Below are 25704 nucleotides of genomic sequence, written 5' to 3' on the forward strand. Positions count from 1 at the left end.
CTCAGAGATTGAAGGCATCTTCCACCAGCTGGCGCTGCTGTTCAGTATGCACGGACATGTAGCCCGCTGCGGGTGCCGCCGAAGCGGGGCGGCCGGCGAACTTCAGGTCGCGCCCCAGTCCTTCACGCAGTTCGTCGATGACCGCCCTCATGTGATGCTGGCTGGAATACCAGGCGCCCTGATTCTGCGGTTCTTCCTGGCACCATATGACGGTGTCGACATTGGTAAAGTCCCTGATGGCCTCGAAGAGCGTTTCCTTGGGAAACGGATAAAGCTGTTCGATGCGCAGGATCGCCACATCGTCCCGGCCATTCTCCTCGCGCCAGTTCGCCAGGTCATAATAGACCTTGCCGGCACACAGGATGATGCGTTCGACCTTGGCGGCATCCCGCTCACCCTGATCGGGAAGCACCATGTCGAACTTGCCGTGAGCTAGGTCTTCCAGTGACGAGGTGGCATCCTTATGGCGCAGCAGGCTCTTGGGGGACATCACGATGAGGGGTTTTCTCAGCGGGCGGATGACCTGGCGACGCAGCAGATGGAAAATCTGTGCGGGCGTGGTCGGTACGCAAACCTGCATATTCTGTTCAGCAGACATCTGCAGGAACCGCTCCAGGCGCGCGGAAGAATGCTCAGGGCCTTGTCCTTCGTAGCCATGCGGCAACAGCATCGTCAGTCCGCACAGGCGACCCCACTTCGTCTCGCCGGAAGAAATGAACTGGTCCACCACCACCTGGGCGCCGTTGAAGAAATCCCCGAACTGGGCCTCCCAGATGATCAATGCATTGGGCATGGTGGTGGCATAGCCGTATTCGAACGCCAATACCGCCTCTTCCGAGAGAAAGGAGTCATGGATGGTAAAGCGTGGCTGTCCGTCGGCCATGTACTGGAGCGGCACGTACGCATCGCCATTCTTCTGGTTGTGAATCACCGCATGGCGATGCGAAAAGGTACCGCGGCCAACATCCTGTCCAGTAAGCCGAATGGGATGTCCCTGGTCGAGCAGCGTCGCGTAGGCCAGGGTCTCGGCAAAACCCCAGTTGAGGGATAGGCCCCCGGCCTGCATCTTGCGGCGATCTTCGTAGATCTTGGCGACTTGACGCTGAACCTCGATACCATCGGGAACGTCACACATCTTCGCTGCCAGCAACTGCAGGCGCTTCATGTCGAAGCTGGTATCGGCGTCGCCCACCCATTCATGACCCAGGTACGGCGTCCAATCGACGAACAGCGAGGTGTTGGGCTGCTGTACCAGCGCATTGGCGACGTGGTTGCCGGCCGTGAGATCGTCACGGTATTTCTCGATCAGGCCTTTGGCTGCCTCTTCGGAGAGCACACCCTGCTCTACCAGGCGCTTTGCATACAGCGTGCGGGCGGAAGGATGATCCTTGATCTTGCGATACATCATCGGCTGAGTGCCGGACGGCTCGTCCGCCTCATTGTGGCCACGACGGCGGTAGCAGACCAGATCGATAACCACATCACGCTTGAACTGATGCCGATAATCGAGCGCCACCTGGGTCGTGTGCAACACGGCGTCGGGATCGTCGCCGTTGACGTGGAAGATCGGCGCTTGAACCATCTTGGCGATGTCGGTGCAGTATTCGGTCGAACGCGTATCCTTCGGGTGCGAGGTGGTGAAACCGATCTGATTATTGATGATGATATGCACCGTGCCGCCCGTCTGGTAGGCACGGGTCTGGGACATCTGAAAGGTTTCCATCACCACGCCCTGACCGGCGAACGAGGCATCGCCGTGGACGTTGATCGGCAATACCTTGTCACCCGCGGGATCGTCGCGCCGGTCCTGGCGGGCACGCACCGAGCCCACCACGACCGGCGCCACAATCTCCAAGTGAGAAGGATTGAACGACATCGCCAGATGGACTTCGCCGCCAGGGCTCATGACGTTGGAACTGAAGCCTTGATGGTACTTGACGTCACCAGATCCCCGCTCGATGACTTTCTTGCCATCGAATTCGTCGATCAACTCGGATGGGTTCTTGCCTAGGATGTTGACCAGCAGGTTGAGACGACCGCGGTGGGCCATACCGATGACAACTTCCTTCGTTCCGTAGCCGCCACTGCGCTGAATCAGTTCGTCCATCATCGGAATGAAGCTTTCTCCACCCTCGAGACCGAACCGCTTGGTACCCGGATACTTGGACGCGAGGTAAGTTTCCAGACCTTCGGCCGCGGTCAGGCGTTCGAGCACATGCGTACGCACATCATCGCTGAACTTTGGCGCGGAACGTACCGATTCGAAACGTTGCTGCAGCCAACGCTTCTCCTCGGTATCGACGATGTGCATGATCTCGCAGCCGATCGAGCGACAGTAGGTATGCTCGAGGGCTTCGATGATCTCCTTAAGTGGCGCCTTATCCAGGCCCATGAAGAAGGAGCCGGTCTGGAATTCATTATCCAGGTCGGCTTTTGAAAGCTGATGAAAGGAAAGATCGAGGTCGGGTACGGGGGTCGGGCTTCGCAGGCCGAGTGGGTCGATGTCGGCCTTCTGGTGTCCGCGAAAGCGATACGCATTGATCAGCTGGAGAACCTTGACCTGCTTCTTGTTCTCTCCACTGTCGACGGAGGCTGTTGCCTGGGCAGTGCGCCGCTGGCGCCCCAACTGATAGAACTCGTCGCGGATCGGGGCAAGCGGAACGTCGCGGGAAGGGCTGCCCTCGGGGCGTGGCAACTGATCGAAATAATGTCGCCACTCATCGGGGACAGTGTCGGGGTCTTCGAGGTACTGATCAAAGAGCGCTTCTACATAGTGAGCGTTGCCACCACTTACGTGAGAGGTACGCCACATCAACTCCATTATGCCTTGTTCCATGTCTCGGTCACCCTGCACTGATGGGGTGGTATCGCCGTCACCACCATTCGGCAGCGGCGACATCAGTGATGCCCTACCGGTGGGCGGACACCTTAAATCCTATGGTCGAAAGCCGGTGCCTTGGGCACCGGCTCTCTTTCGCTATTCTGCCGGGTCATTGCTGCGACGCAATGTCGCAGCACGATGCCGATCACCATGATAACAAGCTGCGCGCTGCTATTTAAGTGGCATCGGCCAGCAACATCTCGCGAATCTTGCCGATGGCGCGTGTCGGATTGAGCCCCTTGGGACATACCGCCACGCAGTTCATGATGCCACGACAGCGAAACACGGAGAACGGATCTTCAAGCGCTGCCAGGCGCTCGGCGGTGGCAGTGTCGCGTGAGTCCGCCAGGAAACGATAAGACTGAAGGAGCCCAGCCGGACCCACGAACTTTTCCGGGTTCCACCAGAACGACGGGCATGCCGTAGAGCAACAGGCACATAGAATGCATTCATAGAGGCCATCCAGCTTGTCGCGATCTTCCGGCGACTGCAGTCGCTCTATTGCTGGCTCGGGGTCGCTGTTCAGCAGATAAGGTTGAATGCGTTCGTACTGCTTGTAGAACAGCCCCATGTCGACCACCAGATCGCGAATCACCGGCAGGCCCGGCAGCGGACGCAGCACCAGCTTGTTGCCCTTGACCACCTCGGAGAGCGGCGTAATGCATCCCAGGCCGTTCTTGCCGTTCATGTTCATGCCGTCGGAACCGCAGACGCCTTCGCGGCAACTGCGACGAAACGCCAGGCCGCTATCCTGCTCCTTCATCAGATGCAGGACATCGAGCACCATGAGGTCACGCCCGTGGGTGTCGACTTGGAATTCCTGCATGTAGGGCGCAGAGTCGGTTTCCGGATTGTAGCGGTAAATGGATACCTGAAGTGTGGACATCGTGACTCCTTCTCGTCTCTACGGCGTTAGTAGGTGCGGATTTTCGGCTCGAAGGTATCGACCGTCTTGGGCGCGAAGTTGACATCACGCTTGCCAACCCGTTTCTCGAGTGGGAAGTAGAGAGAATGCTTGAGCCAGTTGACGTCGTCACGATCCGGATAATCGTAGCGGGAATGCGCGCCACGGCTCTCCTTGCGATCGAGTGCCGCAATGGCAGTGGCTTCGGCGACTTCCATCAGGTTGTCGAGTTCCAGCGCCTCGACCCGTGCGGTGTTGAAGGCATTGGACTTGTCCGGGAGGTAGGCATTACCAATGCGAGCACGTAGCTCTTCCAGCTGCCTGACGCCCTTCTGCATATTTTCTTCCTCACGGAAGACACCGAAGGAGTTCTGCATGATGGCCTGCAGTTCGCGCTTGAGCGCGGGCACCGACTCGCCATCGCCGGACTCGTTCCAGCGGCTCATGCGCTTCATCGCAGTGGCGATATCGGATTCGCTGGCGTCGAGATAGTCGACGCCCTCGTTGAGCGCGCCCTCAATGAACATGCCGGCGGCACGCCCGAAGACCACCAGGTCGAGCAGCGAGTTGCCGCCCAGACGGTTGGCACCATGCACCGATACGCAGGCTGCTTCCCCGCAGGCGAAGAGACCATTGACGATCCGGTCCTTGCCATCGCCGTCCTGCATGATCGCCTGACCATGCACGTTGGTAGGGATACCGCCCATCATGTAGTGACAGGTCGGGACGACCGGGATCGGCTCGCTGGCAGGATCAACATGCGCGAAGGTCTTGGACAGCTCGACGATGCCCGGAAGGCGCTTGCCCAGCACGTCATCGCCCAAGTGATCGAGCTTGAGGAAGACGTGATCGCCATGTTCCCCGCAGCCACGACCTTCGAGGATCTCCATGACCATGGAGCGCGCTACCACATCGCGGCCGGCGAGATCCTTGGCATTGGGCGCATAGCGCTCCATGAAGCGCTCGCCGTCCTTGTTGATCAGATAACCGCCCTCTCCACGACAACCTTCGGTCACCAGTGTGCCGGCGCCATAGATGCCGGTCGGGTGGAACTGCCACATCTCCATGTCCTGCATGGGGAAGCCAGCACGCAACGCCATACCGATTCCATCGCCGGTATTGATCAGGGCATTGGTGGTGGAGGCATAGATACGCCCGGCCCCGCCGGTCGCCAACACCGTGGCCTTGGACTTCACGTGCACCACTTCACCGGTCTCGATGTCCATGGCGATGCAGCCGACCACGTCACCGTTGGCGTTCTTCACCAGATCAACGGCGTACCACTCGTTGAGGAAGGTCGTGTTATTTTTCAGGTTGTTCTGATAGAGCGTATGCAGCAGGGCATGGCCGGTTCGGTCGGCAGCCGCGCAGGTCCGCGCCGCCTGGCCACCCTCGCCGAAATTCTTGGACTGCCCACCGAAGGGACGCTGGTAGATCCGGCCGTTGTCGAAGCGGGAGAACGGCAGCCCCATGTGCTCGAGCTCGAAGACCGCCTTGGGCCCTTCGGAACACATGTACTCGGCCGCATCCTGGTCGGCGATATAGTCGCCGCCCTTGACGGTGTCGTACATGTGCCAGCGCCAATCATCGTCTGGGTCGGACGAGGCAATGGCACAGGTGATACCCCCCTGGGCAGACACGGTGTGCGAGCGGGTCGGGAAAACCTTTGACAACACGGCGGTCTTCTTGCCGGACTTGGCGAGTTCGAGAGCGGCACGCATGCCGGCGCCTCCACCACCGATGATGATGGCATCGAAGGATAGGCTACGCAGATTGGACATGAATCAGGCTCCCCAGAGAACTTGGATGCCCCAGACCAGGAACACGAAGATGGCCAGGATAATGAAAGTCTGGACGCCAACACGAATGGCCGTCCCCTTGAGATAGTCGGTGGTCACGGTCCACAATCCGATCCAGGCGTGAGCCGCCAACGACACGAAGGCCAGCAGCGAGAAAATGCGCATCCATGTCTGGGCAAAGAGTCCGTGCCAGGTCATGTAGTCTAGATTGGGATTCAGCAGCAGGTAGGCAACAATGAAAAACGTGTAGAGCGCCAGAACGATGGCCGAGGCACGTTGAATTAGCCAGTCGGACAGGCCGCTGCGTCCGAAGCTTGTGATATTGGTTACCATACCCAGACTCCCGCCAGAATGATCAGTACGGCACTTACGATCACGGTGATCTGTGCCTTCTTTACGCCGCCTTCAAGCGTCACCCCGATATTGACATCCATCAATAGATGCTTGATCCCTGCCACGAGATGGAATGACAAGGCCGAGAGCAGCCCCCAGGCAACCAATTTGGCGAGAATATTGTGAGCCAAGGCATCACTCACTGCCTCGAAGCCCGCTGGCGAAGACAGGGACTTGTCGAGTGCCCAGAAGGCAAAGATGAGACCGACGAAAAGAATGACACCGGTGATTCGGTGAGCAATCGAGGTCAGGGCGGGAAGGGGAAACTGTATCGTGGAGAGATCGAGGTTTACGGGTCGTTTGCTATTCACGGCTCTATACACACTCTCTTGACCCGCTCCTGGTCTATTTGGAGATCGCCCGAGCGGGTGGTGGTTTCGGGAAGGGGATCGGCCTACCGACTGCTGCGAGGCCGCCATTTCCTGCCAGTCACGCGGTAAAAGATTATAGGGACATGACCGCCTCCTGACAAATGAGCTGCAGAAAAACTAGACCTTCGTGTAGTGGCAAGGAGCGGCCTGAGGCGGCTTGCCATCGACGATGCGCCCTCAAACCGCACCCCCATGGTGCATAGCACCATTTTCTCATCAAAACCTTTACACAAAAAAATACCATGTACAATAGACGGCTGGCGATGGGCTAATTGACAATCGCTGGGACGCTTCTATAGTGGGCAAATCTTTTCCCGGCTTGTGTAGCAATGAAACTATTCCTCGCCCCATCTTAAACTCGACAGGAGGCCACTCATGGCTGACAGGAAAGCGACGCTGACGGTAGACGGTCTGGATAAGCCGATCGAGCTGCCGGTCTACTCCGGCGCCCTGGGCCCCGACGTCATTGACGTACGCAGCTTGGGGGCAGAAGGCCTCTTCACCTACGACCCAGGCTTCATGGCCACCTCCTCTTGCCAATCCGCCATCACCTATATTGACGGTGGCAAGGGCGTGCTGTTGCACCGCGGCTACCCCATCGACCAGCTCGCCAAGGAATCCAACTTCGTCGAGCTGTGCTACCTGCTGATGTTCGGCGAGCTACCAGACGATGCCCAGTATGCAGATTTCGAGAGCCGCATCAGCAACCACACCATGGTCCACGACCAGATCAACAACTTCTTCAAGGGCTTCCGCCGCGACGCTCATCCGATGTCGATCCTTTGCGGCGTGGTCGGTGGCCTGGCGGCTTTCTACCATGACCACCTGGACATTACCGTGCAGGAGGATCGCGAGATCAGCGCGATCCGCCTGATCGCCAAGATGCCCACCATCGCGGCGATGTCCTACAAGTACAACATCGGCCAGCCGTTCAACTACCCGCGCAACAATCTGAACTATGCGGAGAATTTTCTCTACATGATGTTCAGCAACCCCTGCGAGGAGTACAAGATCAATCCGGTCTACGCCAAGGCCATGGACCGCATCTTCATGCTTCACGCCGACCACGAGCAGAACGCCTCCACCTCCACGGTGCGACTGGCCGGCTCTACCGGCGCCAATCCTTTCGCCTGCATCAGTGCCGGCATCGCGGCGCTGTGGGGTCCGGCTCATGGCGGCGCCAACGAAGCGGTGCTGAACATGCTCGACGAGATCGGCGACGATTCGGAAGAGAACATCCAGCGCTACATCGACAAGGCCAAGGACAAGGACGACAACTTCAAGCTGATGGGCTTCGGCCACCGCGTCTATCGAAATTTCGACCCGCGCGCCAAGGTGATGAAAGAAACCTGCGACGAAGTACTGGCCGAGCTGGGCATGGCCGATGATCCGCAGCTCAAGATCGCCAAGCGCCTAGAGCAGATCGCCCTGGAGGACAACTACTTCATCGAGCGCAAACTCTACCCGAACGTGGACTTCTACTCCGGCATCATCCTCAAGGCCATGGGTATCCCGAAGAACATGTTTACGGTGATCTTCGCGGTATCGCGTACCATCGGCTGGATTTCCCACTGGCATGAAATGATAAGCGACAGCTACAAGATTGGTCGCCCACGCCAGCTGTACATCGGGCATGATCAGCGCGACTATCCTACCCGTTAAGATGGCAGTGCATGCCAGGCCCGAGGGGCCGTTATGAAAGGCCGCCCACGGGCGGCCTTTTGGTCTCTGTCATGAAAACCAAACGACGATATCCCTTATCACCCTGCAATTCAGGAGCATTACGATGAGCCACACGATCTCGACAGTAGCCTTTATCGGCCTTGGCGTCATGGGGTATCCGATAGCCGGTCACCTTGCCAGGCAAGGGCTGAACGTACGCGTCTATAACCGCACGGCTGCCAAGGCGCAGGCATGGAGCCAGGAGCATGGCGGCAGCCATCATCCCACCCCCCGCGAGGCCGCCGAGAGTGCCAATCTGGTGTTGGTCTGCGTGGGCAACGACGACGATGTCCGCGAGGTCACCACTGGACCGGAAGGCGCACTGGCCGGCATGGCAGCAGGCAGCCTACTGGTCGACCATACCACCGCGTCTGCTGAACTCGCCGAGTCACTTGACGTGGCGTGTCGTGAACGAGACATCGGGTTTGTCGACGCCCCCGTGTCCGGCGGCCAGCAGGGTGCCGAGAACGGCGCTCTGACCATCATGTGTGGTGGTAGCGACCCCGACTTCGCCCGCGTGAAGCCGCTGCTCAGCCATTATGGCAAGGCCGTAACATTGATGGGCGCTGCCGGTAGCGGTCAACTGACCAAGATGGTCAACCAGATTTGCATCGCCGGACTGGTGCAGGGATTGGCCGAAGGCCTGCATTTTGCCGAGCAGGCGGGACTCGATCAGAAGCGAGTGATCGAGGTGATTTCAAAGGGTGCGGCCGGCTCATGGCAAATGGAAAATCGCCACCAGACCATGATCGGCGACGAGTATGAACATGGTTTTGCCGTCAACTGGATGCGCAAGGATCTGGGCATTTGCCTGGACCAGGCCCGCCAACTTCAGGCCAGGCTGCCGGTTACCGCATTGGTTGACCAGTTCTATGCCGACGTGCAAGCCATGGAAGGCGGTCGCTGGGACACCTCCTCATTGCTGCGCCGCCTGCGTGCTTTCGGAAAGGCGTGATGACTTCTTGCATCGCCGCTTGCCGTGACGACCTCGGGTGTCGCCAACACAGCCTGGCTAATGATTTCATTGCTCACATTTTTGACTTATTCGCAAGAACGAATTTAGTCATTACGCAGAAGGATATGACTCATTATCAAGGACATCAGGCGTTTTCCACACATTCTGTGGATAACCCTGTTCACAACCACTCGAAAACGTCCTTGAATCGCCATGAACAGCGGGGAGCGCTTAGATTGGTCAAAATTTGATCTAATGTAAGCGACTGATTTAACTTAACTTTTTTCAAAACCCAGCAACCGCGCAGAGTTGCGCACGAAAGGTCCGTAGCGCAGATAAGAAAGCGGGACACGTGGACAAGTCAGAGGATGTCAAGCCAAAAATGGCCAAAAACCAGACAGAAAATGCAAATCAACCGCTAGCGATACGAGACGTTAACAAAGCATACAAACGCGAAAAAAAGCGCCAGATCGGCGCCATTGCGGAGGCTAGCGATAGATTGAAGCGAGAATGGCGTCCCATAGGGGGTTCGAACCCCTGTTACCGCCGTGAAAGGGCGGTGTCCTGGACCACTAGACGAATGGGACGCTGTCGCAGCGGAAACTTGGATTGGTGGAGCCTAGCGGGATCGAACCGCTGACCTCAACACTGCCAGTGTTGCGCTCTCCCAGCTGAGCTAAGGCCCCAAAAATCATGCGTTTCCTGAAGACGAGGCGCATGTTACCGACGACCCCCGACTTCGTCAACAGGAAAGCACCCTTTTCCTATCCTATTTGAGTTCTCGAAACTCTTTCTCGAAGCGCTTGGCCTGCTTCTTGGAGATGCCTCCCAGCACCTCAATGGCGTGACGTAGACGCGCACGAGTCATGTCAGAACCCAGGATGGCCATGGCGTCCATTACCGAGGTACTTGAAGAGGAACCGGTAATTGCGACGAAGACCGGTGCCAGGAATGCCTTCATCTTGAGGTCGAAGTGAGCCGCCAGCAACTTGACCTCCGCCAGTAGCACCTCCTTGTGCCAGGTCGGCAGGGTTTCGAAGCGCCACACCAGAAACTGCAGCAATTTAAGCAATGTGTCGTGATCCAACTGGATATCCGCAAAGCTGTCTTCGTCGATGCCCGGCAGTCCGACAAAGAAGTGCCCGGCCAGCGGCAGCACGTCTGACAGCGTTTCGACTCGGGGGCGTACCTCGGGAAGAATCTTGTTCACGTAGGCTTCATTGAAGGCCCACTCGATCAAGGCCTTTAGCAAGCCGCGGTCATCGAGATCCTCGCGAATATACACACCGTTGAGCCAGGTAAGCTTTTCCAGATCGAATACCGGACCACCAAGCGATACCCGCTGAATGTCGAAATCGGCCATCATCTCGTCGAGACTGAATTTCTCACGCTCATCGGGCATCGACCACCCCATGCGCCCCAAGTAGTTGGTCACCGCCTGGGGCAAGTAACCCATACGCCGATAGTAGTTGATGGACGTGGGATTCTTGCGCTTCGAGAGCTTCGACTTGTCGGGATTGCGAAGCAACGGCATATGGCAAAGCATCGGCATCTGCCAGCCAAAATAGTCGTAGAGCAATTGGTGCTTCGGTGCAGAGTTGATCCATTCCTCTCCGCGCAGTACGTGGGTGATACCCATGAGGTGATCGTCGATTACGTTCGCCAAGTGATAGGTCGGCATGCCATCCGATTTGAGCAATATCTGGGCGTCAACCTGACCCCATTCCATTTCGATCGGACCGCGTAACATGTCATCGATGACGCAAGTCCCGTCGCTTGGCACTTTCATGCGTACCACGCAAGGCCAGCCCTGCCTCTCGCGGCGTGCGGCTTCATCGGCAGACAATGCCAGGTCAGCAGGCTTGAGTGCCTGATGCACGCCGGCCGATTTGCGCGCCTCGCGCAGTTCATCGAGCTCTTCTGCGGTCCGATAACACTTGAAAGCATTCCCCGAGTCGATCAACTGCTGGGCATATTCAGCATATATCTCGCCCCGCTCGCTTTGGCGATAAGGGCCGTGAGGACCGCCCACATCAGGCCCTTCGTCCCACTCCAGGCCTAGCCAACGCAGCGAATCGAAGATCATCTGCTCGGACTCGTGGGTCGAACGCACGCGGTCAGTATCCTCGATTCGCAGGATGAACTGACCGCCAAACTGGCGAGCGAAGCACAGATTGAACAAGGCAATATAGGCAGTCCCCACATGGGGATCGCCGGTAGGTGACGGCGCGATTCGCGTGCGTACTGTCATGTCGTCCTAGTCCTGTCAGCAAAAAGAGTTTGGCGACGATTATACGCCCCTGAGGGAGGCCAAGCAGCCGTACCGGCAGGGAATCATTCTGCAAGCCCGTGGTCGATGCTTCCTGAAGGTAAAAATTTCCACAAGGAATCTCATGCTGAATCAGCTTCCCGATGGTTTTTCCGCCCTGGTCATTGGTGCATCAGGCGGTATTGGCCGAGCCGTGACTGATGCCGTACTGGCGAGCGAGCGGCCTGGCAGCGTCGTGGGTGTCAGCCGTCAGAAAACGTCACACCCCGATCCCCGCTTCGAGTCGCTGGTGCTTGACGTTGGTCAAACCGATGGGCTAGCAGCACTCGAAAGCCACCTCGAAGGTCGACCCTTGCATTTTGTATTCAACGCTATCGGTATACTCCACGACGTCGATTCCGGCATTGCCCCTGAAAAGAAACTCGCCGACCTCGACGCCGAGGCCATGACAAGACTGTTCCACATCAACGCGATTACCCCTGCCTTGCTTCTCAAGGCACTAGAAGGCAACTTCAAGGGTCGGCATACAGCCCTTTTCGCCAGTCTTTCCGCGCGAGTCGGGTCCATCGGCGACAACCATCTCGGAGGCTGGTACGCCTATCGCGCCAGCAAGGCTGCTCACAACATGCTGATGAAGACCGCCGCTGTGGAACTGCGCCGCCTCAATCCAGAGATGACGGTGGTCTGTTTGCACCCGGGCACCACCGATACTGCTCTATCACTGCCCTTCCAGGAGCGGGTCCCGGAGGGAAAGCTGTTCACGCCTAGCTTCGTTGCTGAACGACTACTGGCAGTACTGGATAAACTCCCCAAGCAGGAGAGCGGCCTCTTTCTAGATTGGGCAGGGAAACCAGTGCCGTGGTGAAGAAGACAAAAGTGTCCCCCAGAAAATCCAAAAGAAGGGGGGCCATGGGAGTGTCTCGAGAAACTACGTTTATGCGCGATATTGCACCGTTAGTGCTAATCGCTGATCATCATCAACCGCATTAATTATTGACAGGATGAAGCAATGGATTCGTTAGGCCCTCGTATCAAGGCGCTACGATTAGAGGCTAAGCTCAACAAGGCGGCTCTGGCACGGAGGGTTGGCGTATCCGATGTCACTATCTCTTATTGGGAGTCAGGCGCCATCAAACAGATTGGTCACGAGCGTCTGGTTGCGCTGGCAAAGGCATTGGAATGCCCCCTGTCAAGTCTGATAGAAGGTAGTCAGAAGCACGTTGCGGCTCCGCTATACTTGCACCGGCGTCCGCCAGCCCCTTGGCAGGACCCGACCGCCAAACCGATCGAGCTGCCATTCGAACTCGTACCGGCGCAGCAATGGGAGGGAAGCTGTTACCTGATGACTCCGGCGCCGGGAGAGAGCTTCGAATTTTTGCGAGAAGGCGATCTTGTCGCCATCGCCCCTACCGAGGAGTTTCGTCGCGCTGGCCTCTATCTGATAGAAATGGGCGGCAGCCACCTGGTTCGTCAGGTCAGCCAGAATAATAGCGGGGAACTCCAATTCGAAGGTGAGCATGATGCTGAGGTCACCGCCTTTTCGCAGGATTGTCGCCTGCTGGGTAAGCTAGTAGCTCGCTGGCAAGCGCACCCATTATGATCCGGGGTCACTCCTCCATCTCAACCACGTTCACCTGATCATGGGTTCGTCTCGGCTCGTCGCCCACCATGAAACGCTGCGCATGGCCTGCCACCTTGCCCAGACCATGTCGCGAGGTACGGACCAACGGCCCACTCAAATGCTGGCCCTGCTCGCCAATTTGTTCACGCACCGCCTTGGGTTGCACGGCAGACTCGGTTAGCTGCACGCTGATAAGATAACCTCCATCGGCCAGGCCACTGCCCGGGCCAAAGGGTCCGGCAGAAAAACTCCCTTCGCCCATATCGGTGCGGGAGCGCCAGCGCACTCCGCTGCGTTCGCGTTCCACGATGACCTCGAGCTGGGCACCGGGGGGAAGATTGCTCTCGCCCTCCACCATCAGACGGCGATCCTCGAGAAGCAGTGCCGTGAAGTCGATCTCCACTGGGGTCTGCATTGGCTCTAGCGGGGGATTTTCAGGCACTGTCTCGCTGCGGCTGGATACTTGCGATGCCTCGTCCGACTCGAGTGTGCTGGTCTCGCCATCATCACCTCCGCTGCAGGCGGTAACCAGGGTGACCAGCAGCAGGATACCCACTCGTCGATACCAGGCGGTCATACGGACCCTCGCGTCGGATAGATGAAGTGCTACAGCCTATCATCGCTCGCGGCACGGCGTCTTACGCTGGCCAAGGCTCAGCCTTCAGCACATTCTCGGCAGAGTGTTGTATAGGGCAAGGCATCCAGACGTGCCGGCGCTATCGGCTCCTCGCACACCGCGCAGATATCGCCCTCACCCGCGTCGATACGCTCAAGCGCATGCAACACTTGGCGCAACTCGTCTTCCGCCTCTTTTTCCAGCGAATCGACCACATCGTCGTTCTGGGTTTCGACGGCCTGCTCCTCCATATCCTTGTCCAGAGGGCCATCCTTGCGTTGCTTATGTGCCCGGTAACGATCGAGCCTTTCCATCAAGTCAAATCGCATGTTGTCCAGTAGCAACTTTCTTTCCTGCATGACACCTCCTCGTTTAACTCCTCATATTGTAGACAAGGCAGTCACAGTTGGCTTATTCCTGTTGGCTCATGAAAAACGTTTTTTTACCCATAAAAGTCCATGCTCCCTAACCATGAAGGCGTAGCTTATCAGTCGGGCTTTTGAATCGTCCCCATGGCTAGCACTCATGCGTGGCGCCAGTCAGCTACGAATCAGCCGTGCCAGGCCGCTGCGTGAATCCACCTCAGTGGCGATGGGCAGCGATAGCCTCCGGCTGCTAGAATGCTGGCCTTTCGCATAACCCTGTGATGCCCATGCTTGAGCTCGACCGCACCTTTTCCGTGGCGCCGATGATGGACTGGACGACACGCGACTACCGCGTATTCGCCAGGACCCTGACCCGTCGTGCGTTGCTGTACACCGAAATGGTCACGACAGGAGCCATCCTGCATGGACGCCCTCGCGAGCGTTTTCTGGGGTATAGCGATGAGGAGCACCCCTTGGCATTGCAGCTCGGCGGCAGTGACGCTGGCGAGCTTGCCGAGTGCGCCGCCATCGCCGAAGAGTGGGGCTACGACGAGATCAACCTCAACGTGGGCTGCCCTAGTGACCGTGTGCAGAACAATCTGATCGGCGCCTGTCTGATGGCTCATCCTGGCAAGGTTGCCGCCGCAGTTAGCGCCATGCGTGAGGCGGTCTCGATTCCGGTGACCGTAAAATGTCGCATCGGTATCGACGACCAGGACGAAGACAGGGATCTGGAACGCTTCATCGCCACAGTGGCGGATGCCGGCTGCCAGGTCTTTATCCTGCATGCCCGCAAGGCCTGGCTCGAAGGATTGTCACCCAAGCAGAATCGTGACGTACCCCCGCTCAATCGCGAACGCGTTCATCGCTTGAAAGCGAGCCGACCCGAGCTGCACATCGGCATCAACGGCGGCATCAGCTCCTTGGGAGCATGCCGCGAACAGCTCGATCACGTTGACAGCGTGATGATCGGCCGAGAGGCTTACCAGAACCCATGGCTACTGGCCGGGGTGGATGAGGCATTCTTCGGCATACCCGGGCCGGCAAGCAATCGACACGCCGCAGCTGCCGCTTTTCGCCCCTACATCGCGCGCCGCCTCGAGCAAGGGGCCAAGCTCAACCACGTCACGCGTCACCTGATGGGCCTGTTTCAGGGCCAGCCGGGCGGGCGCCGCTTTCGCCGGCACCTCTCGGAGAATGCCCATCTCAACGGAGCCGGTCTCGCGGTTTTCGATGATGCCCTGGCATTGGTCCCGCAGCATGAGCACGAACCCGAGCCGGTCGGCTAAGTCGGATTCGTCATCAGTAGAGCGAACCAGACGGTGGCTCAAGGCTCGACTGGAAGCTCTCCACCGCATTCTCCGCCTCCTCGATGGCATCGAAGCGAGCGATGTGAAACAACGCTTCCCCTTCGTTGGCCAATGGCAATCGGCTCATGCCAATGACGATACCATCGGCCATGGATCTGACTTCCCCCTCGGCATTGCCGAACGGATCGGCCACACGGCCCAGCAGCTCATGCTTGGCGACACGAGCCCCAAGGCGCACCTGAGGCCGCATGATGCCGTCGATAGGGGCACGAGCCCAGCTTGAGCCATTGGCGATCTCCGCCGGCGACGGGGGGCGGCGACGCTGCTCCCCCGAAAGCATGCCAAGCCGGCGCATCACCCGCAGGACACCGCGCACGCCCGGCGTAATCGCCCACTCATCGAAGCGCAATGCCTCGCCGGCCTCGTAAGTGAGGACGGGAATGCCACGGTTCTGTGCGTAGTGGCGTAAGCTGCCCTCACGAAGCTCGGCATTGAGAATCACCGGCGCGCCAAAGGCGTTGGCCATGCGCTCGGTTTCGCCACCAGGGCTCAGCTGGGCGCGTATCTGCGGCAGGTTGGTGCGGTGTATCGCCCCCGTATGCAGGTCGATGATATGACTGGCCTGATCGACGATCTGCTCGCGAAACAACGCCGCCACACGACCACCCAGGGACCCCGACTCGCTGCCGGGAAAGCAGCGATTGAGATCGCGTCTGTCGGGCAGATAACGACTGTGCTGTACGAAGCCGAATACATTGACGATCGGTGAGGCGATAAGCGTGCCGCGCAGACCCTGCAATTGGCGTGAGCGAAGCAGACGACGCACGATCTCGACACTATTGATTTCATCACCATGGATGCCCCCGCAAACCAGCAGCAGCGGCCCGGCCTGACGACCGTGAACCACCTCAACGGGTATATGGAGCGGTGCATGCGTATAAAGGCGTGCGACGGGTACATCGATCTGGATGCGGCTACCGGGCGCCACTCGGACACCGGCGAGTTCAAACGAGGATCGAGCCATGCAGGAGCTTCCTGTAACAAAACGGCGTTTTCAATTCGTTTTTATACGCGTAATACCCCTGTATGACGACCCTAACAACCATACATTCATGAATGTAAATTGCCGACTGTTAAGGTAGAATTGCCTAAACCCCCCTATCTGGAGGCTGTGCCTGGATGGCCAGACGCACCAAGGCCGAAGCCGCTGCGACCCGTGAAGCCTTGCTCGATGCAGCCGAAGACGTCTTCTTCGACAAGGGCGTGGCACGAACCTCGCTGGAACAGATCGCCCGCCACGCCGGTATGACGCGTGGTGCGATTTATTGGCATTTTCGTAACAAGGCGGATCTTTTTCACGCGCTGCTCGAGCGAGTTCGCATGCCCTTCCAGGAGCTCATCGATGAGATAGAGGACCCAGTAGTGCTGGACTCTCCCCTGGACGCCATCCGCCTGGCCTGCCTGCACGGTTTCACTCGGCTGGAACAGCCTCGTTACCGGCGTGTCCACTCGATCCTCATTCATCGTTGCGAGTTCTTCAGCGATATCGACCCCATCGCCATGCAGAACGAGCTGACGCAAGAGTGTCGTGAATCGCTGTTCGAGCGCTTTTCCAAGGCACACGAGATGGGTTTGATGCAAACGAGCATATCGCCGGCTATTGCCACTGAACTGCTCCAGGCAACGCTCGGAGGACTTTTCCACGACTGGCTGCGTAACCCCGACCAGTTCTCGATTCGAGAGCGCGGTGAAATGCTGATCAATAGCCTGCTGCTGCTGATGCGCCACCAGGAATCAATGTGACGCCGCCGGCCCACCATTGAGCGAATGGGGCCCCTGATGCTTCTGGACCAGGCGAAGTCGACTGAGCCGTGTGCGGGCATCCAGATAATCCGCCTCCGCCACGCTTCGATAGGCGCGCTCTCCCGGTAGATACTTGACCAGCACACGCCGCTCCCCCTCAACCGGCATCGCGCCTTGCTTGCCGTGCAGGCGGACCTCGCAGCCCACATCGTCGGCCAGTACTGCCGAGGCAAACCCTTGAGAATCCGCCTCACAGGTAACGACCACCCTTTCACCCAGCAGGCAACGCCGAGACAACTGCGGGCGTCGATGAAAGCGACCGTGCAAGCTGTGGCAGAGTGCTGCAGACAAGGGTGAGGCCAGCGCAAACGCGCCCCATAGCACCACGATGCCCACGGGTATCCGAAACAACCCAAGCGGTAACCAGCGGAGTATCAGCAACTCCAAGGCGAGGGTAATGCTCCCCGCCACCAGAAACAGCACCGTCAGCGCAAAAGATGCTGGCACCCCGGCAAATCCCAGCGTCACCAGAGTGCTTGCCATGTGGTCATGCTTGAGACTGTCATGCTCGAAGAGCTCCACCGAGGCCAGATGCAAGGCCACCAGCAACCAGTAGACCAGCGCCAAGGCGAGCAGCGCGGTAAACACGACGAGCGGGAAACTCAGGGAAATCTGACGGATAATGTCCATGGCGGGCTCCTCCTGTCGGCTAGGGCCCTAAGGACAAGGGCCGACAATTGGTTTATTTCATTCAGCCTAGACCACCCGGCGTTGCAGAGCATTATCCCGGTGTACGGGCCTTTTCATGGCGTCCCATCTTGCGCCACAACCAATCGGAAACGTGCGCGATCATGGCATAGAAGGTCGGGATGAACAGACTGCCCAGCACTGCCACCGATGCCATGCCAACCGCCACCGTAGTGCCGATATGGTGACTGCTAGTGGCGCTCGCCCCGGTAGCCAGAGCCAAGGGTAGAGTACCGAAGATGAACGCCAGCGAGGTCATGACGATGGGCCGGAAGCGCAGCTCCGCGGCGGTAATGGCCGCCTCGCGGATCGACTTGCCCTGCTCCTTGCGCTGCAGCTCGGCGAATTCGACGATCAGGATGGCGTTCTTGGCCGCCAGCCCCACCACCACGAGCATGCCAATCTGCACGTAGACGCTGGTATCCAGGCCGCGCATGACGATGCCGCTGATGCCACCCAGAAAAGCGAAGGGGGTGGCAGTAAGCACCGCCAAGGGCAATGACCAGCTCTCGTACTGCGCCGCCAGGATAAGAAAGACCATGATCAACCCGAAGACGATGGCCAGGGTCGCCGTGCTGCCCATCTGGCTCTCCTGATAGGCAGTGCCGGTCCAGCCCATTCCCCAGCCGTCTCCCAGGGTGTCCTGGACAACGCTATCCATGGCCTCGATGGCCTGGCCGGAACTGTAGCCTGGCGCCGGATTGCCCTGGAACTGAGCCCCCAGATAGACACCGAAACGCGAGACGACCGAGGGCTTGGCCTGGCGCTCGAGCTCGACGAATTCGGAGAGCGGAATGCGTCCCCCATCGCCACCGCGCACATGGATATTGCGCAAGTCATCCGGTGTCTTGCGATACTCGTCCTCATTCTGCAGGTAGACCTGGAAATTACGGTTCTGGTAGCTGAAGTAATTGACGAAACCCGCGCCCAGGGTGTTCGACAGGGTGCCGTTCAATGCTTCCAGGGAAACGCCATAGCTCAAGGCCTTCTGCTGATCGATCTCGGCCCGATAGCCCGGTACATTGACATTGAACGTGGTAAATACCCCGGCCAGGGCCGGATGCTCACCTGCCGCCTGCATGATTTGCAGCGAGGCCTCATAGAGCTCCTGTGACGATGCCCCCTCGAACGACTGTAGATAGCCGGTAAAGCCACCAGTTGTTGAGAGCCCGATGATGGGTGGCACATTAAAGGCCATCGCTGACCCCCCCTCAATCTCGGCGCCCAACTGCGAGATGCGCCCCACCAGTTCGTCGGCGGTCAGGTCGCGCTCCGCCCAGGTCTCCATATTGACGAACATGATGCCCCGTGCGGTGTTGACCGCACTCGAGAGGATGTCGTACCCGGCGATGGCCGATGAATAGCGCACCCCGTCGATATCTTCCACGGCATCGCTGAGCTTGCTCATGTACTTGCTGGTTCGGTCCAGCGAGGCGGCGTCCGGCAACGATACGCTCACCAGCACGATGCCCTGATCGGTCGAGGGAACCAGGGTCGAGGGGGTGGACTGGTAAAGCCACCACGACCCCGCCCCCACCATTACGGTCAGCAATAGTGCCAACGCCCAGAACCGCACCAGCAGCTTCACGACCCACATGTAAGCGGCCGTGATCCCGCCAAAGAGTCGGTCGAACAGGCGCAGCGGTGTATTGATCGCCCGCCGAAATTTCGTTTCACTGCCGCTTGCCGGTTTGTGCTTGATGAAAATTGCCGACAGCGCCGGCGTGAAGGTCAGGGCCATCAGCGCCGAGAAGGCCACAGAGATCGCCACAGTCAAGGCGAACTGCTGATAGATCTGACCGGTAAAGCCCCCAAGGAAGGCGACGGGCACGAATACTGCAGCCATGATCAGCGACGTGGCGATGACCGGCCCGCCGACCTCCTTCATGGCGCGAATCGTCGCCTGGAGTACCGTGATCTCCTCGTCCTCGCTGAGGACGCGTTCGACGTTTTCCACCACCAGAATGGCGTCGTCCACCACGATGCCGATCGACAGCACCAGCGCAAACAGCGTCAACAGGTTGATCGAGAAACCGAACACGAAGAACCCGGCGAAGGTCGCCAGTACTGACACGGGCACCACCGACATGGCGATGACCGTGAAGCGCCAGTTCTGCAGGAAGATGAACAGGATGACGCCAACGATCAGGAAGGCCTCGATGAATACCTTGACCACGGTCTCCACCGAGGCATTGATGAATAGCGTGGTGTCGTAAGGCACGACGTATTCAAGCCCCGGCGGAAAGCGACCTTCCAGATCATCCATCGTGGCCTCGACCGCCGCCGCGGTCTCGAGGGCATTGGCCCCGGGCTGCTGGTTGATGATGATCGGCGTCATCGTGGCGCCGTTCAAACGCGCTTCGACCCCGTAATAGGATGCCCCCAGCTCGATACGCGCCACGTCACTAAGCCTTAGCGACGAGCCGTCGGGATTGGTACGCAGGTAGATGTCACGGAAGTCGTCGACATCGTTGAGCCGCCCCCCCGCGGTGATGGTATAGGTATAGCTGCGCGGCTCACTCTGCGGCGTTGCCGCCAGGCTGCCCGCCGGTACCTCGGTGTTCTGTTGGCGTATGGCGCTGGCGACCTCGGCGGGCGTCAGGTCGAACTCGGACAGCTTGCCGGGATCCATCCAGATACGCATGGCGAATTCGCCACCACCCAGCACCTCGGCGTTACCCACCCCAGGTACCTGACGCAATTCATCGAGGATATTGAGGGTGGCATAGTTTTGCATGAAGACGTTGTTATAGTCACCATCCGGTGCGATCAACGCCACCAGCATCAGGATGGAACTCGAACTCAACTCCACCGTGACGCCCTGGTCCTGGACCTCCTGTGGCAGCTGTGACAGTGCCCCCTGCACGCGATTATTGACATTGATGGTGTTGATATCACCATTGGTGCCGATGCCGAAGGCCACGCTAAGGCTGACGCTGCCATTATCGGCACTGGTCGAGGTCATGTAGAGCATGTCCTCGACGCCATTGATCGACTCGGCCAGGGGGGCGGCGACGGCCTGAGCGACCGTCTCGGCATCGGCACCCGGATACTGGGCACTCACCGATACCGTGGGCGGTACCACGCTGGGATACTGCTCGATCGGCAGCACGCGCATGCTCATCACACCGACCAGCGTCAGGATGATGGCCAGTACCGTGGCGAATATCGGCCGCTTGATGAAGAAGTTGGAAAAGTTCATTCGTCCTCTTCCCCTTCCTCACTCCCTGATGCTTCATCGCCAGGCGCTCCATCCTGCATGGCGGCCTGGGCCTCTGCCTGCTCTTCCGCCTGCTCTTCCGCTTGCTCCTGTTCAGCCTGTTCGACGATTTCCCCGGCATCACCCTGGAACTCACGCGGATCGATGGGCGTACCGGGCTCGATACCAGCCGGATCCCCTACGATGACGCGATCTCCAGTTTCCAGACCCTCACGGATGATCTGCCACGGCCCGGCCAATTCCCCTAGGCTGACGGTGCGTGAACGTGCCTTGTTGTCTTCATCAAGCACAAACACCTGGGGGCCCATCAACGCCTGGGTCACGGCAAGTTCCGGTACGGCGAGCACATCGAAGCGCTTCAGCCCTTCTAGACTCACCCGCACAAACTGGCCAGGAAGGACAGAGGCTTGTGGATTTGGGAAGGTAGCCGAGGCCTGAACGGTACTGGTGGCCTCATCGACACGCGAGCCAAGAAAGGTAAGCTTGCCTTCCAGCTGCGCTTGCTCGCTGTCACTCAGCGATGGCACATCAAGAGTGGCGCGGATATCCTCTACCGAATCGCCATCGCCGACCTGGCGGCGCAGCTCGAACGCGTCACGCTGGGGCAACTGAAAGCGCACTTCCAGCGGATCCAGCGGCGTGATGGTGGCAAGCTCGGTACCCGAGCTCACCAGGTTCCCCACATTGATCCGGCTAAGGCCAATCATTCCCGACACCGGTGCCTTGACCTCGGCATATCCCAGATCGATGTTGGCGCTCGCCAAGGCCGCCTCGGCTTGTGCGACACGGGCTTGAGCGACACGCAGCTCGGCCTGCGCCTCGTCAACCTGCTGCTGGCTCACCGAGTTCTGGCTCAGCAAGCGCTGGAAACGCTGAGCATCGCGTTGCGCGCGCGACATCTCGGCGCGAGCGCTTTGCAAGTCCGCCTCGCGCTCGTTGACCAGCGCTTGGTAGAGATCCGGCTCGATGTTATAAAGCGTTTGTCCCTCTTCCACCAGCTCGCCGGGGTCGAACAAACGCGCTTCGAGAAAGCCCGTGACCCGCGCGACCAGGGTGACCTCATCGTCGCTGCGCAGCAGAGACGGATACGCTTTATCCAGCGGGATATCCTGGCGAGCCATCTCGGTCACTTCCACCGCCTGGGGAGGAGGCTCTTGCTCGCCCTGGTTCTGCTGTGCTGCTTGCTCCTGTTCGCCACAAGCGGACAGCAGGAAGCCTATGGCCAGCGTCAACAAGGCAGCTCGGCCGGATCGGATCTGGATTTTCATGACGGTTGACAATCCCGGTGTACATGTCGAAAAGTGGCTCGATTTTACATTCATACATGAATGAATGTAAATGATAGACTGCTAACCATCACCGTGGGCTGGGCGGCTCGCCGATCTCCATGGCCTCGTCGTATCCTGCTCCGCCAGGCAACGTAAAGGAGACACTCTCACCCTCCAACAGCTCGTTGATTTCCTCAATGGCGGGCACGTCAAGGGTCCCCGCCTGCTGTTGCAGCGACAATAGATTGACGACATAGTCGTAGCGGGCCTCGGCATGGTCGGCAATCGCCGAGAAGAGGTTCTGCTCGGCATTGAGCACATCGACGATGTTACGTGTCCCCACCTCGTAGCCGGCCCGCGTCGCATCCAGAGCGCTCTGGTTGGAGACGATGGCCTGGGCGCGCGCTTCAACCGTGGAGACGTCATTGCTGACCTGGGTAAATAGCGAGCGCACCTGCTGGACGGTGTCGCGACGCTGGGCCTCAAATTCGTATTGGCTCGATTCGAGCTGAAAGGTGCTTTGACGTATCTCGGCGCTGGTACTCCCACCGGTATAGAGGGGCAGATTGACGCCCAAACCTACCTGGCTGGAAGAGTCATGACCCGCCAATACATCACTGTCAGAATCGCTGTACTGGTAGTTGGCGAACGCCTCGAGAGTCGGCAATCTGCCGGCCTGTGAGATATTCACCCCGCTGCGCGAGACCTCGACCCCAGCCTGCTGCGCCAGCACCAGAGGATTGTTCTCCATCGCCATCGCCACCCATTGATCCCGGCTGTTGGGCGCGGGTGGTTCGACAGGCAACTCCTCCTGCAGCGATTCAATGCTCTGGTAACGCTGGCTGGTCAACCGCTCCAATGCCTCGAAATTGACCTGCAGACTGCTTTCAGCGGCGATACGTTCGGCACGCGACTGGTCGAAGCTGGCCTGGGCCTCCTCGACTTCGGTGATCGCGATCAGCCCGACCTCGAACTGCTCACGCGCCTGCTCGAGCTGGCGCCCAATAGCGCGCTCCTGGGCACGTCGTGCCTCAAGAATTTCGTAGGCACGCAGGATCTCGAAGTAGGCTTCAGCGACATCGATCAGAACCTGCTGTTCGGTCGCCGCCAGGCGGTAGGTCTCCTGGTCGATCTGTCGCTCTGATCGCTCAACCTCACGACGATTTCGGGCATCGAACAGGGCCTGGGAAGCCTCGAGCGTCAAGCTAGCACTATTGTAGCGATCATCTCCGGCGCCGGGCCCTCCACTAGCGAAGCTTCCCGCACCGTTCGACTGTGACTCATACTGGCGGTTATGCGTCACGTTGCCGGAAGCCCCGATCTGCGGCAGCAGGTCGGCCTGCTCGATATCATGCCCCGCTCGCACAACGCCGAACGTCGAACGCGCCGCTGCCAACTCGGCATTGTTCTGTAACGCATCCCGGGTGATGGTGAGCAGATCGGCTGCCTGCAGCGGCATCGCACACGCCGAGGCTACCAGGGTCGGCAGCAAGGCCCGGTGGGCGAAGCGACGAACGGTTGGCTTAGTACGGGGAGAGCGCATCAGGATGTCCTCGATCACAGCGTATGGTTATTTACATACATTGTCGCATGTTCATGCGTTGAAGCCACCGCCTGGCTTGCTCATTGATGAATTCTTCACCCACGACGGCAACTAGGCTACGCTGCTATGCAGCATAGCCGGGTCGGCAATCAAGGAGGGCGTCAATGGATGCATTGGAAATGGTCAAGTTTCGTGAGCTGGAAATTGCGGTGCGTATCTGGCATCCACAGGCCCCACGCACCGTGATCGCCTGGCACGGCTTGGCGCGTCACGGCGGCGACTTCGCCGACTTCGCTCGTGCCCTTGGGCCTGAATGGCGGGTCTTGGCGCCGGATACCCCCGGACGCGGCCTGTCGAGCTGGTCGCTGCATCCGGCCCACGACTATCTCTATGAGCATTATATGCAAGTGGCCGTAGCGGTCATGGATCACTTCAAGCTAGCGCAAGTGCCTTGGGTTGGCACTTCCATGGGCGGATTGCTTGGTATACTGCTGGCCGCCGAGCCTTCCACCGCCAATCGCATCGAGCGGCTGGTACTCAACGACGTGGGCCCCGAACTGGATCCCGATGGCCTCACCGAGCTGGCCACTTACTTTGGGGTACTGCACCGATTCTGGCATTTCAGTGATCTGCAAGCCGAGTTACGCCGCCATTATGCCGGCTTCGGCATCGAAGATGAGGCAGCCTGGCGGCGTCTGGCAGAGGAAAGCGCCAGGCGCCTGCCCGACGGCAGCTGGACGTACCATTTCGATCCTCGCATCAGTGAGCAATTCGTCCATGATACACCGCGCGATACCTGGGCCGACTGGTCGGCGATCCACTGCCCGCTGATGGTCGTGCGCGGAGAACACTCGCCATTGCTCAAGGCCGCGAGCGTCGAACGCATGGCCGAGGTACACCAGGGTCTGGTGACACTCGAGGTACCCGGTTGCGGTCATGCCCCGATGCTTGACCGGGCCAGCCAAGTCGACCCTATTGCCGAGTTTCTCACCTGTCCACGGGAGCGTTTGATACCAAGCGCATCGGCCTTCAGGCCACGCTGGTGGCATCGCGTCCTACGTTGGATCACCCGCACAGATAACACTTGAGCGATACTTAGCGAGCAACAACTCTCCTATCGCACGCAAGAAACACACTAGTCGCGCTATTTCGTGACTCTTCACCTCGCCTCACGGTCGATAAGTAATTCAATTAAACCACTGTTCAAAAAGGTATTTTCAAGCGATTGTGGGAAGGTGGCACAAAGCTCGCAAGTAAAGTATCGAGACTCGCCGGGCACGCTCGCCATGCACCACAACAGCGCATTTTGTCTTGCCTCTACTCCCGTGAGTTGGACAAACCAGCGACAAGCACTGGCCGGGGTGTCAGCGAGACTCCTCTCAACCACGAGGCGATGATGAATCGTGTGGTGGAGAGCGACCCCCATTGTCGTCAGCCCATGAAGCTGTTTAACCCGACTCCAGAGGAAACTCATCATGGATAAGCTTGAGATGCGCCATACCCTGCTTGCCGCCAAGGCCCGTAAGCAGATGACCTGGGAGGATATCGGCCGTGCCGTGGACATGTCGCCGGTCTGGGTAGCTTCGGCCTGCTACGGAATGAACAGCGCAAGCCCAGAGGTAGCCCACAAGATCGCTGACGTACTAGGTGTCGATGGCGAGGCTGCCGACGCACTAACCACCTTTCCCACCAAGACTTGGGACGAGGCCATCCCGCAGGACCCGCTGATCTACCGTCTTTATGAAGTGGTCGGCGTCTACGGTGAAACGCTCAAGGATGTGATCCAGGAAAAATTCGGCGACGGCATCATGAGTGCCATCGATTTTTCCATGGAAGTCGACAAGATCGAAGATCCCAAGGGTGACCGCGTGTTGCTGACACTGAACGGCAAATTCCTGCCCTACAAGGCCTGGTAAG

General features: G+C 58.9%; 21 protein-coding genes and 2 tRNA genes. 8 read left to right on the top strand and 15 right to left on the bottom strand.

Annotated elements, in window-relative coordinates:
• Position 1 precedes the first annotated feature (1 nt).
• From KG088_RS12650 to sdhC, 5 genes are all read right to left on the bottom strand, one after another.
• On the bottom strand, positions 2–2836 hold the full coding sequence (locus tag KG088_RS12650; RefSeq protein ID WP_213825894.1) for a 2-oxoglutarate dehydrogenase E1 component: 2835 nt from the start codon (positions 2834–2836) through the stop codon (positions 2–4).
• 220 nt (positions 2837–3056) lie between these two features.
• Entirely contained in the window at positions 3057–3767 is a 711-nt protein-coding gene (locus KG088_RS12655; RefSeq protein WP_213825895.1) for a succinate dehydrogenase iron-sulfur subunit, read from the bottom strand.
• A 26-nt stretch (positions 3768–3793) separates the two neighbouring features.
• Positions 3794–5566, bottom strand: coding sequence for a succinate dehydrogenase flavoprotein subunit (gene sdhA / locus KG088_RS12660; RefSeq protein ID WP_213825896.1), 1773 nt, complete (start codon positions 5564–5566; stop codon positions 3794–3796).
• 3 nt (positions 5567–5569) lie between these two features.
• Complete coding sequence (gene sdhD, locus KG088_RS12665) at positions 5570–5917, bottom strand: succinate dehydrogenase, hydrophobic membrane anchor protein (RefSeq protein ID WP_213825897.1); 348 nt, start codon at positions 5915–5917, stop codon at positions 5570–5572.
• A complete protein-coding gene (gene sdhC, locus KG088_RS12670; protein WP_213825898.1) occupies positions 5911–6288 on the bottom strand; it encodes a succinate dehydrogenase, cytochrome b556 subunit in 378 nt (125 codons plus the stop codon). Before sdhC ends, sdhD begins: the two co-directional genes overlap by 7 nt.
• Before the next feature lie 435 nt (positions 6289–6723).
• On the opposite strand from sdhC, the gene gltA reads away from it, so the two are divergent.
• Together gltA and KG088_RS12680 are read left to right on the top strand one after the other, a co-directional pair.
• Complete coding sequence (gene gltA / locus KG088_RS12675; protein WP_213825899.1) at positions 6724–8010, top strand: citrate synthase; 1287 nt, start codon at positions 6724–6726, stop codon at positions 8008–8010.
• Positions 8011–8134: 124 nt separating this feature from the next.
• Positions 8135–9025 carry an NAD(P)-dependent oxidoreductase gene (locus tag KG088_RS12680; RefSeq protein WP_213825900.1) on the top strand — a complete coding sequence of 297 codons (891 nt, stop codon included), beginning with the start codon at positions 8135–8137 and terminating at the stop codon, positions 9023–9025.
• Between the two features lie 511 nt (positions 9026–9536).
• Here the strand turns inward: KG088_RS12680 and KG088_RS12685 are convergent.
• The 3 genes from KG088_RS12685 to gltX all read right to left on the bottom strand — a co-directional run bounded on the left by KG088_RS12685 (position 9537) and on the right by gltX (position 11276).
• Positions 9537–9612: transfer RNA gene (locus tag KG088_RS12685), tRNA-Glu, on the bottom strand.
• A gap of 23 nt (positions 9613–9635) precedes the next feature.
• A tRNA-Ala gene (locus KG088_RS12690) sits at positions 9636–9711 on the bottom strand.
• Between the two features lie 83 nt (positions 9712–9794).
• Positions 9795–11276 (bottom strand): glutamate--tRNA ligase, encoded by a 1482-nt coding sequence (gene gltX / locus KG088_RS12695; RefSeq protein ID WP_213825901.1) that lies wholly within the window; start codon positions 11274–11276, stop codon positions 9795–9797.
• A 142-nt stretch (positions 11277–11418) separates the two neighbouring features.
• On the opposite strand from gltX, the gene KG088_RS12700 reads away from it, so the two are divergent.
• Complete coding sequence (locus KG088_RS12700; protein WP_213825902.1) at positions 11419–12159, top strand: SDR family NAD(P)-dependent oxidoreductase; 741 nt, start codon at positions 11419–11421, stop codon at positions 12157–12159.
• A 144-nt stretch (positions 12160–12303) separates the two neighbouring features.
• A complete protein-coding gene (locus tag KG088_RS12705; RefSeq protein ID WP_213825903.1) occupies positions 12304–12894 on the top strand; it encodes a helix-turn-helix domain-containing protein in 591 nt (196 codons plus the stop codon).
• 7 nt (positions 12895–12901) lie between these two features.
• Here the strand turns inward: KG088_RS12705 and KG088_RS12710 are convergent, their stop codons facing one another.
• Both KG088_RS12710 and KG088_RS12715 read right to left on the bottom strand, forming a co-directional pair.
• A complete protein-coding gene (locus KG088_RS12710; RefSeq protein WP_213825904.1) occupies positions 12902–13492 on the bottom strand; it encodes a hypothetical protein in 591 nt (196 codons plus the stop codon).
• Between the two features lie 77 nt (positions 13493–13569).
• Positions 13570–13890 (bottom strand): TraR/DksA family transcriptional regulator, encoded by a 321-nt coding sequence (locus KG088_RS12715; RefSeq protein ID WP_213825905.1) that lies wholly within the window; start codon positions 13888–13890, stop codon positions 13570–13572.
• Positions 13891–14183: 293 nt separating this feature from the next.
• Here KG088_RS12715 and dusA point away from each other — a divergent pair, with 293 nt between their 5' ends.
• A complete protein-coding gene (gene dusA, locus KG088_RS12720; RefSeq protein ID WP_213825906.1) occupies positions 14184–15185 on the top strand; it encodes a tRNA dihydrouridine(20/20a) synthase DusA in 1002 nt (333 codons plus the stop codon).
• A 13-nt stretch (positions 15186–15198) separates the two neighbouring features.
• Here the strand turns inward: dusA and KG088_RS12725 are convergent, their stop codons facing one another.
• Positions 15199–16230 carry a succinylglutamate desuccinylase/aspartoacylase family protein gene (locus KG088_RS12725; protein WP_213825907.1) on the bottom strand — a complete coding sequence of 344 codons (1032 nt, stop codon included), beginning with the start codon at positions 16228–16230 and terminating at the stop codon, positions 15199–15201.
• 155 nt (positions 16231–16385) lie between these two features.
• Between KG088_RS12725 and KG088_RS12730 the strand changes: the two genes are divergently transcribed.
• The gene (locus tag KG088_RS12730; protein WP_213825908.1) at positions 16386–17009 is read left to right on the top strand and encodes a TetR family transcriptional regulator; all 624 of its coding nucleotides are present in this window, start codon (positions 16386–16388) and stop codon (positions 17007–17009) included.
• Here KG088_RS12730 and KG088_RS12735 read toward each other — a convergent pair.
• The 4 genes from KG088_RS12735 to KG088_RS12750 form a co-directional block, all read right to left on the bottom strand.
• A complete protein-coding gene (locus tag KG088_RS12735; RefSeq protein WP_213825909.1) occupies positions 17001–17699 on the bottom strand; it encodes a hypothetical protein in 699 nt (232 codons plus the stop codon). The genes KG088_RS12730 and KG088_RS12735 overlap by 9 nt on opposite strands.
• A gap of 91 nt (positions 17700–17790) precedes the next feature.
• Positions 17791–20958, bottom strand: coding sequence for an efflux RND transporter permease subunit (locus KG088_RS12740; protein ID WP_213825910.1), 3168 nt, complete (start codon positions 20956–20958; stop codon positions 17791–17793).
• Positions 20955–22244: an efflux RND transporter periplasmic adaptor subunit gene (locus tag KG088_RS12745; protein ID WP_213825911.1), complete on the bottom strand. Its 1290-nt coding sequence runs from the start codon at positions 22242–22244 to the stop codon at positions 20955–20957. The genes KG088_RS12740 and KG088_RS12745 overlap by 4 nt, the downstream gene beginning before the upstream one ends.
• Before the next feature lie 88 nt (positions 22245–22332).
• Positions 22333–23787: a TolC family outer membrane protein gene (locus KG088_RS12750; protein WP_213825912.1), complete on the bottom strand. Its 1455-nt coding sequence runs from the start codon at positions 23785–23787 to the stop codon at positions 22333–22335.
• A gap of 164 nt (positions 23788–23951) precedes the next feature.
• Between KG088_RS12750 and KG088_RS12755 the strand changes: the two genes are divergently transcribed.
• Together KG088_RS12755 and cynS are read left to right on the top strand one after the other, a co-directional pair.
• On the top strand, positions 23952–24875 hold the full coding sequence (locus KG088_RS12755) for an alpha/beta fold hydrolase (RefSeq protein WP_213825913.1): 924 nt from the start codon (positions 23952–23954) through the stop codon (positions 24873–24875).
• Between the two features lie 387 nt (positions 24876–25262).
• Positions 25263–25703, top strand: coding sequence for a cyanase (gene cynS, locus KG088_RS12760; RefSeq protein WP_213825914.1), 441 nt, complete (start codon positions 25263–25265; stop codon positions 25701–25703).
• Position 25704: the final 1 nt, after the last annotated feature.

It is taken from the genome of Halomonas jincaotanensis (assembly GCF_018448785.1).
Taxonomy (GTDB): Bacteria; Pseudomonadota; Gammaproteobacteria; order Pseudomonadales; family Halomonadaceae; genus Halomonas; species Halomonas jincaotanensis.

Excerpts from the sequence above, each read along its gene's own strand:
- gltX (WP_213825901.1), bottom strand. The coding sequence starts at position 11,276 with ATGACAGTACGCACGCGAATCGCGCCGTCACCTACCGGCGATCCCCAT.
- KG088_RS12750 (WP_213825912.1), bottom strand. The coding sequence starts at position 23,787 with ATGCGCTCTCCCCGTACTAAGCCAACCGTTCGTCGCTTCGCCCACCGG.
- KG088_RS12700 (WP_213825902.1), top strand. The coding sequence starts at position 11,419 with ATGCTGAATCAGCTTCCCGATGGTTTTTCCGCCCTGGTCATTGGTGCA.
- gltA (WP_213825899.1), top strand. The coding sequence starts at position 6,724 with ATGGCTGACAGGAAAGCGACGCTGACGGTAGACGGTCTGGATAAGCCG.
- cynS (WP_213825914.1), top strand. The coding sequence starts at position 25,263 with ATGGATAAGCTTGAGATGCGCCATACCCTGCTTGCCGCCAAGGCCCGT.
- KG088_RS12715 (WP_213825905.1), bottom strand. The coding sequence starts at position 13,890 with ATGCAGGAAAGAAAGTTGCTACTGGACAACATGCGATTTGACTTGATG.
- sdhD (WP_213825897.1), bottom strand. The coding sequence starts at position 5,917 with ATGGTAACCAATATCACAAGCTTCGGACGCAGCGGCCTGTCCGACTGG.
- KG088_RS12740 (WP_213825910.1), bottom strand. The coding sequence starts at position 20,958 with ATGAACTTTTCCAACTTCTTCATCAAGCGGCCGATATTCGCCACGGTA.
- KG088_RS12755 (WP_213825913.1), top strand. The coding sequence starts at position 23,952 with ATGGATGCATTGGAAATGGTCAAGTTTCGTGAGCTGGAAATTGCGGTG.
- KG088_RS12725 (WP_213825907.1), bottom strand. The coding sequence starts at position 16,230 with ATGGCTCGATCCTCGTTTGAACTCGCCGGTGTCCGAGTGGCGCCCGGT.
- KG088_RS12730 (WP_213825908.1), top strand. The coding sequence starts at position 16,386 with ATGGCCAGACGCACCAAGGCCGAAGCCGCTGCGACCCGTGAAGCCTTG.
- KG088_RS12680 (WP_213825900.1), top strand. The coding sequence starts at position 8,135 with ATGAGCCACACGATCTCGACAGTAGCCTTTATCGGCCTTGGCGTCATG.
- KG088_RS12735 (WP_213825909.1), bottom strand. The coding sequence starts at position 17,699 with ATGGACATTATCCGTCAGATTTCCCTGAGTTTCCCGCTCGTCGTGTTT.
- KG088_RS12650 (WP_213825894.1), bottom strand. The coding sequence starts at position 2,836 with ATGGAACAAGGCATAATGGAGTTGATGTGGCGTACCTCTCACGTAAGT.
- KG088_RS12705 (WP_213825903.1), top strand. The coding sequence starts at position 12,304 with ATGGATTCGTTAGGCCCTCGTATCAAGGCGCTACGATTAGAGGCTAAG.
- KG088_RS12655 (WP_213825895.1), bottom strand. The coding sequence starts at position 3,767 with ATGTCCACACTTCAGGTATCCATTTACCGCTACAATCCGGAAACCGAC.
- sdhA (WP_213825896.1), bottom strand. The coding sequence starts at position 5,566 with ATGTCCAATCTGCGTAGCCTATCCTTCGATGCCATCATCATCGGTGGT.
- dusA (WP_213825906.1), top strand. The coding sequence starts at position 14,184 with ATGCTTGAGCTCGACCGCACCTTTTCCGTGGCGCCGATGATGGACTGG.
- KG088_RS12745 (WP_213825911.1), bottom strand. The coding sequence starts at position 22,244 with ATGAAAATCCAGATCCGATCCGGCCGAGCTGCCTTGTTGACGCTGGCC.
- KG088_RS12710 (WP_213825904.1), bottom strand. The coding sequence starts at position 13,492 with ATGACCGCCTGGTATCGACGAGTGGGTATCCTGCTGCTGGTCACCCTG.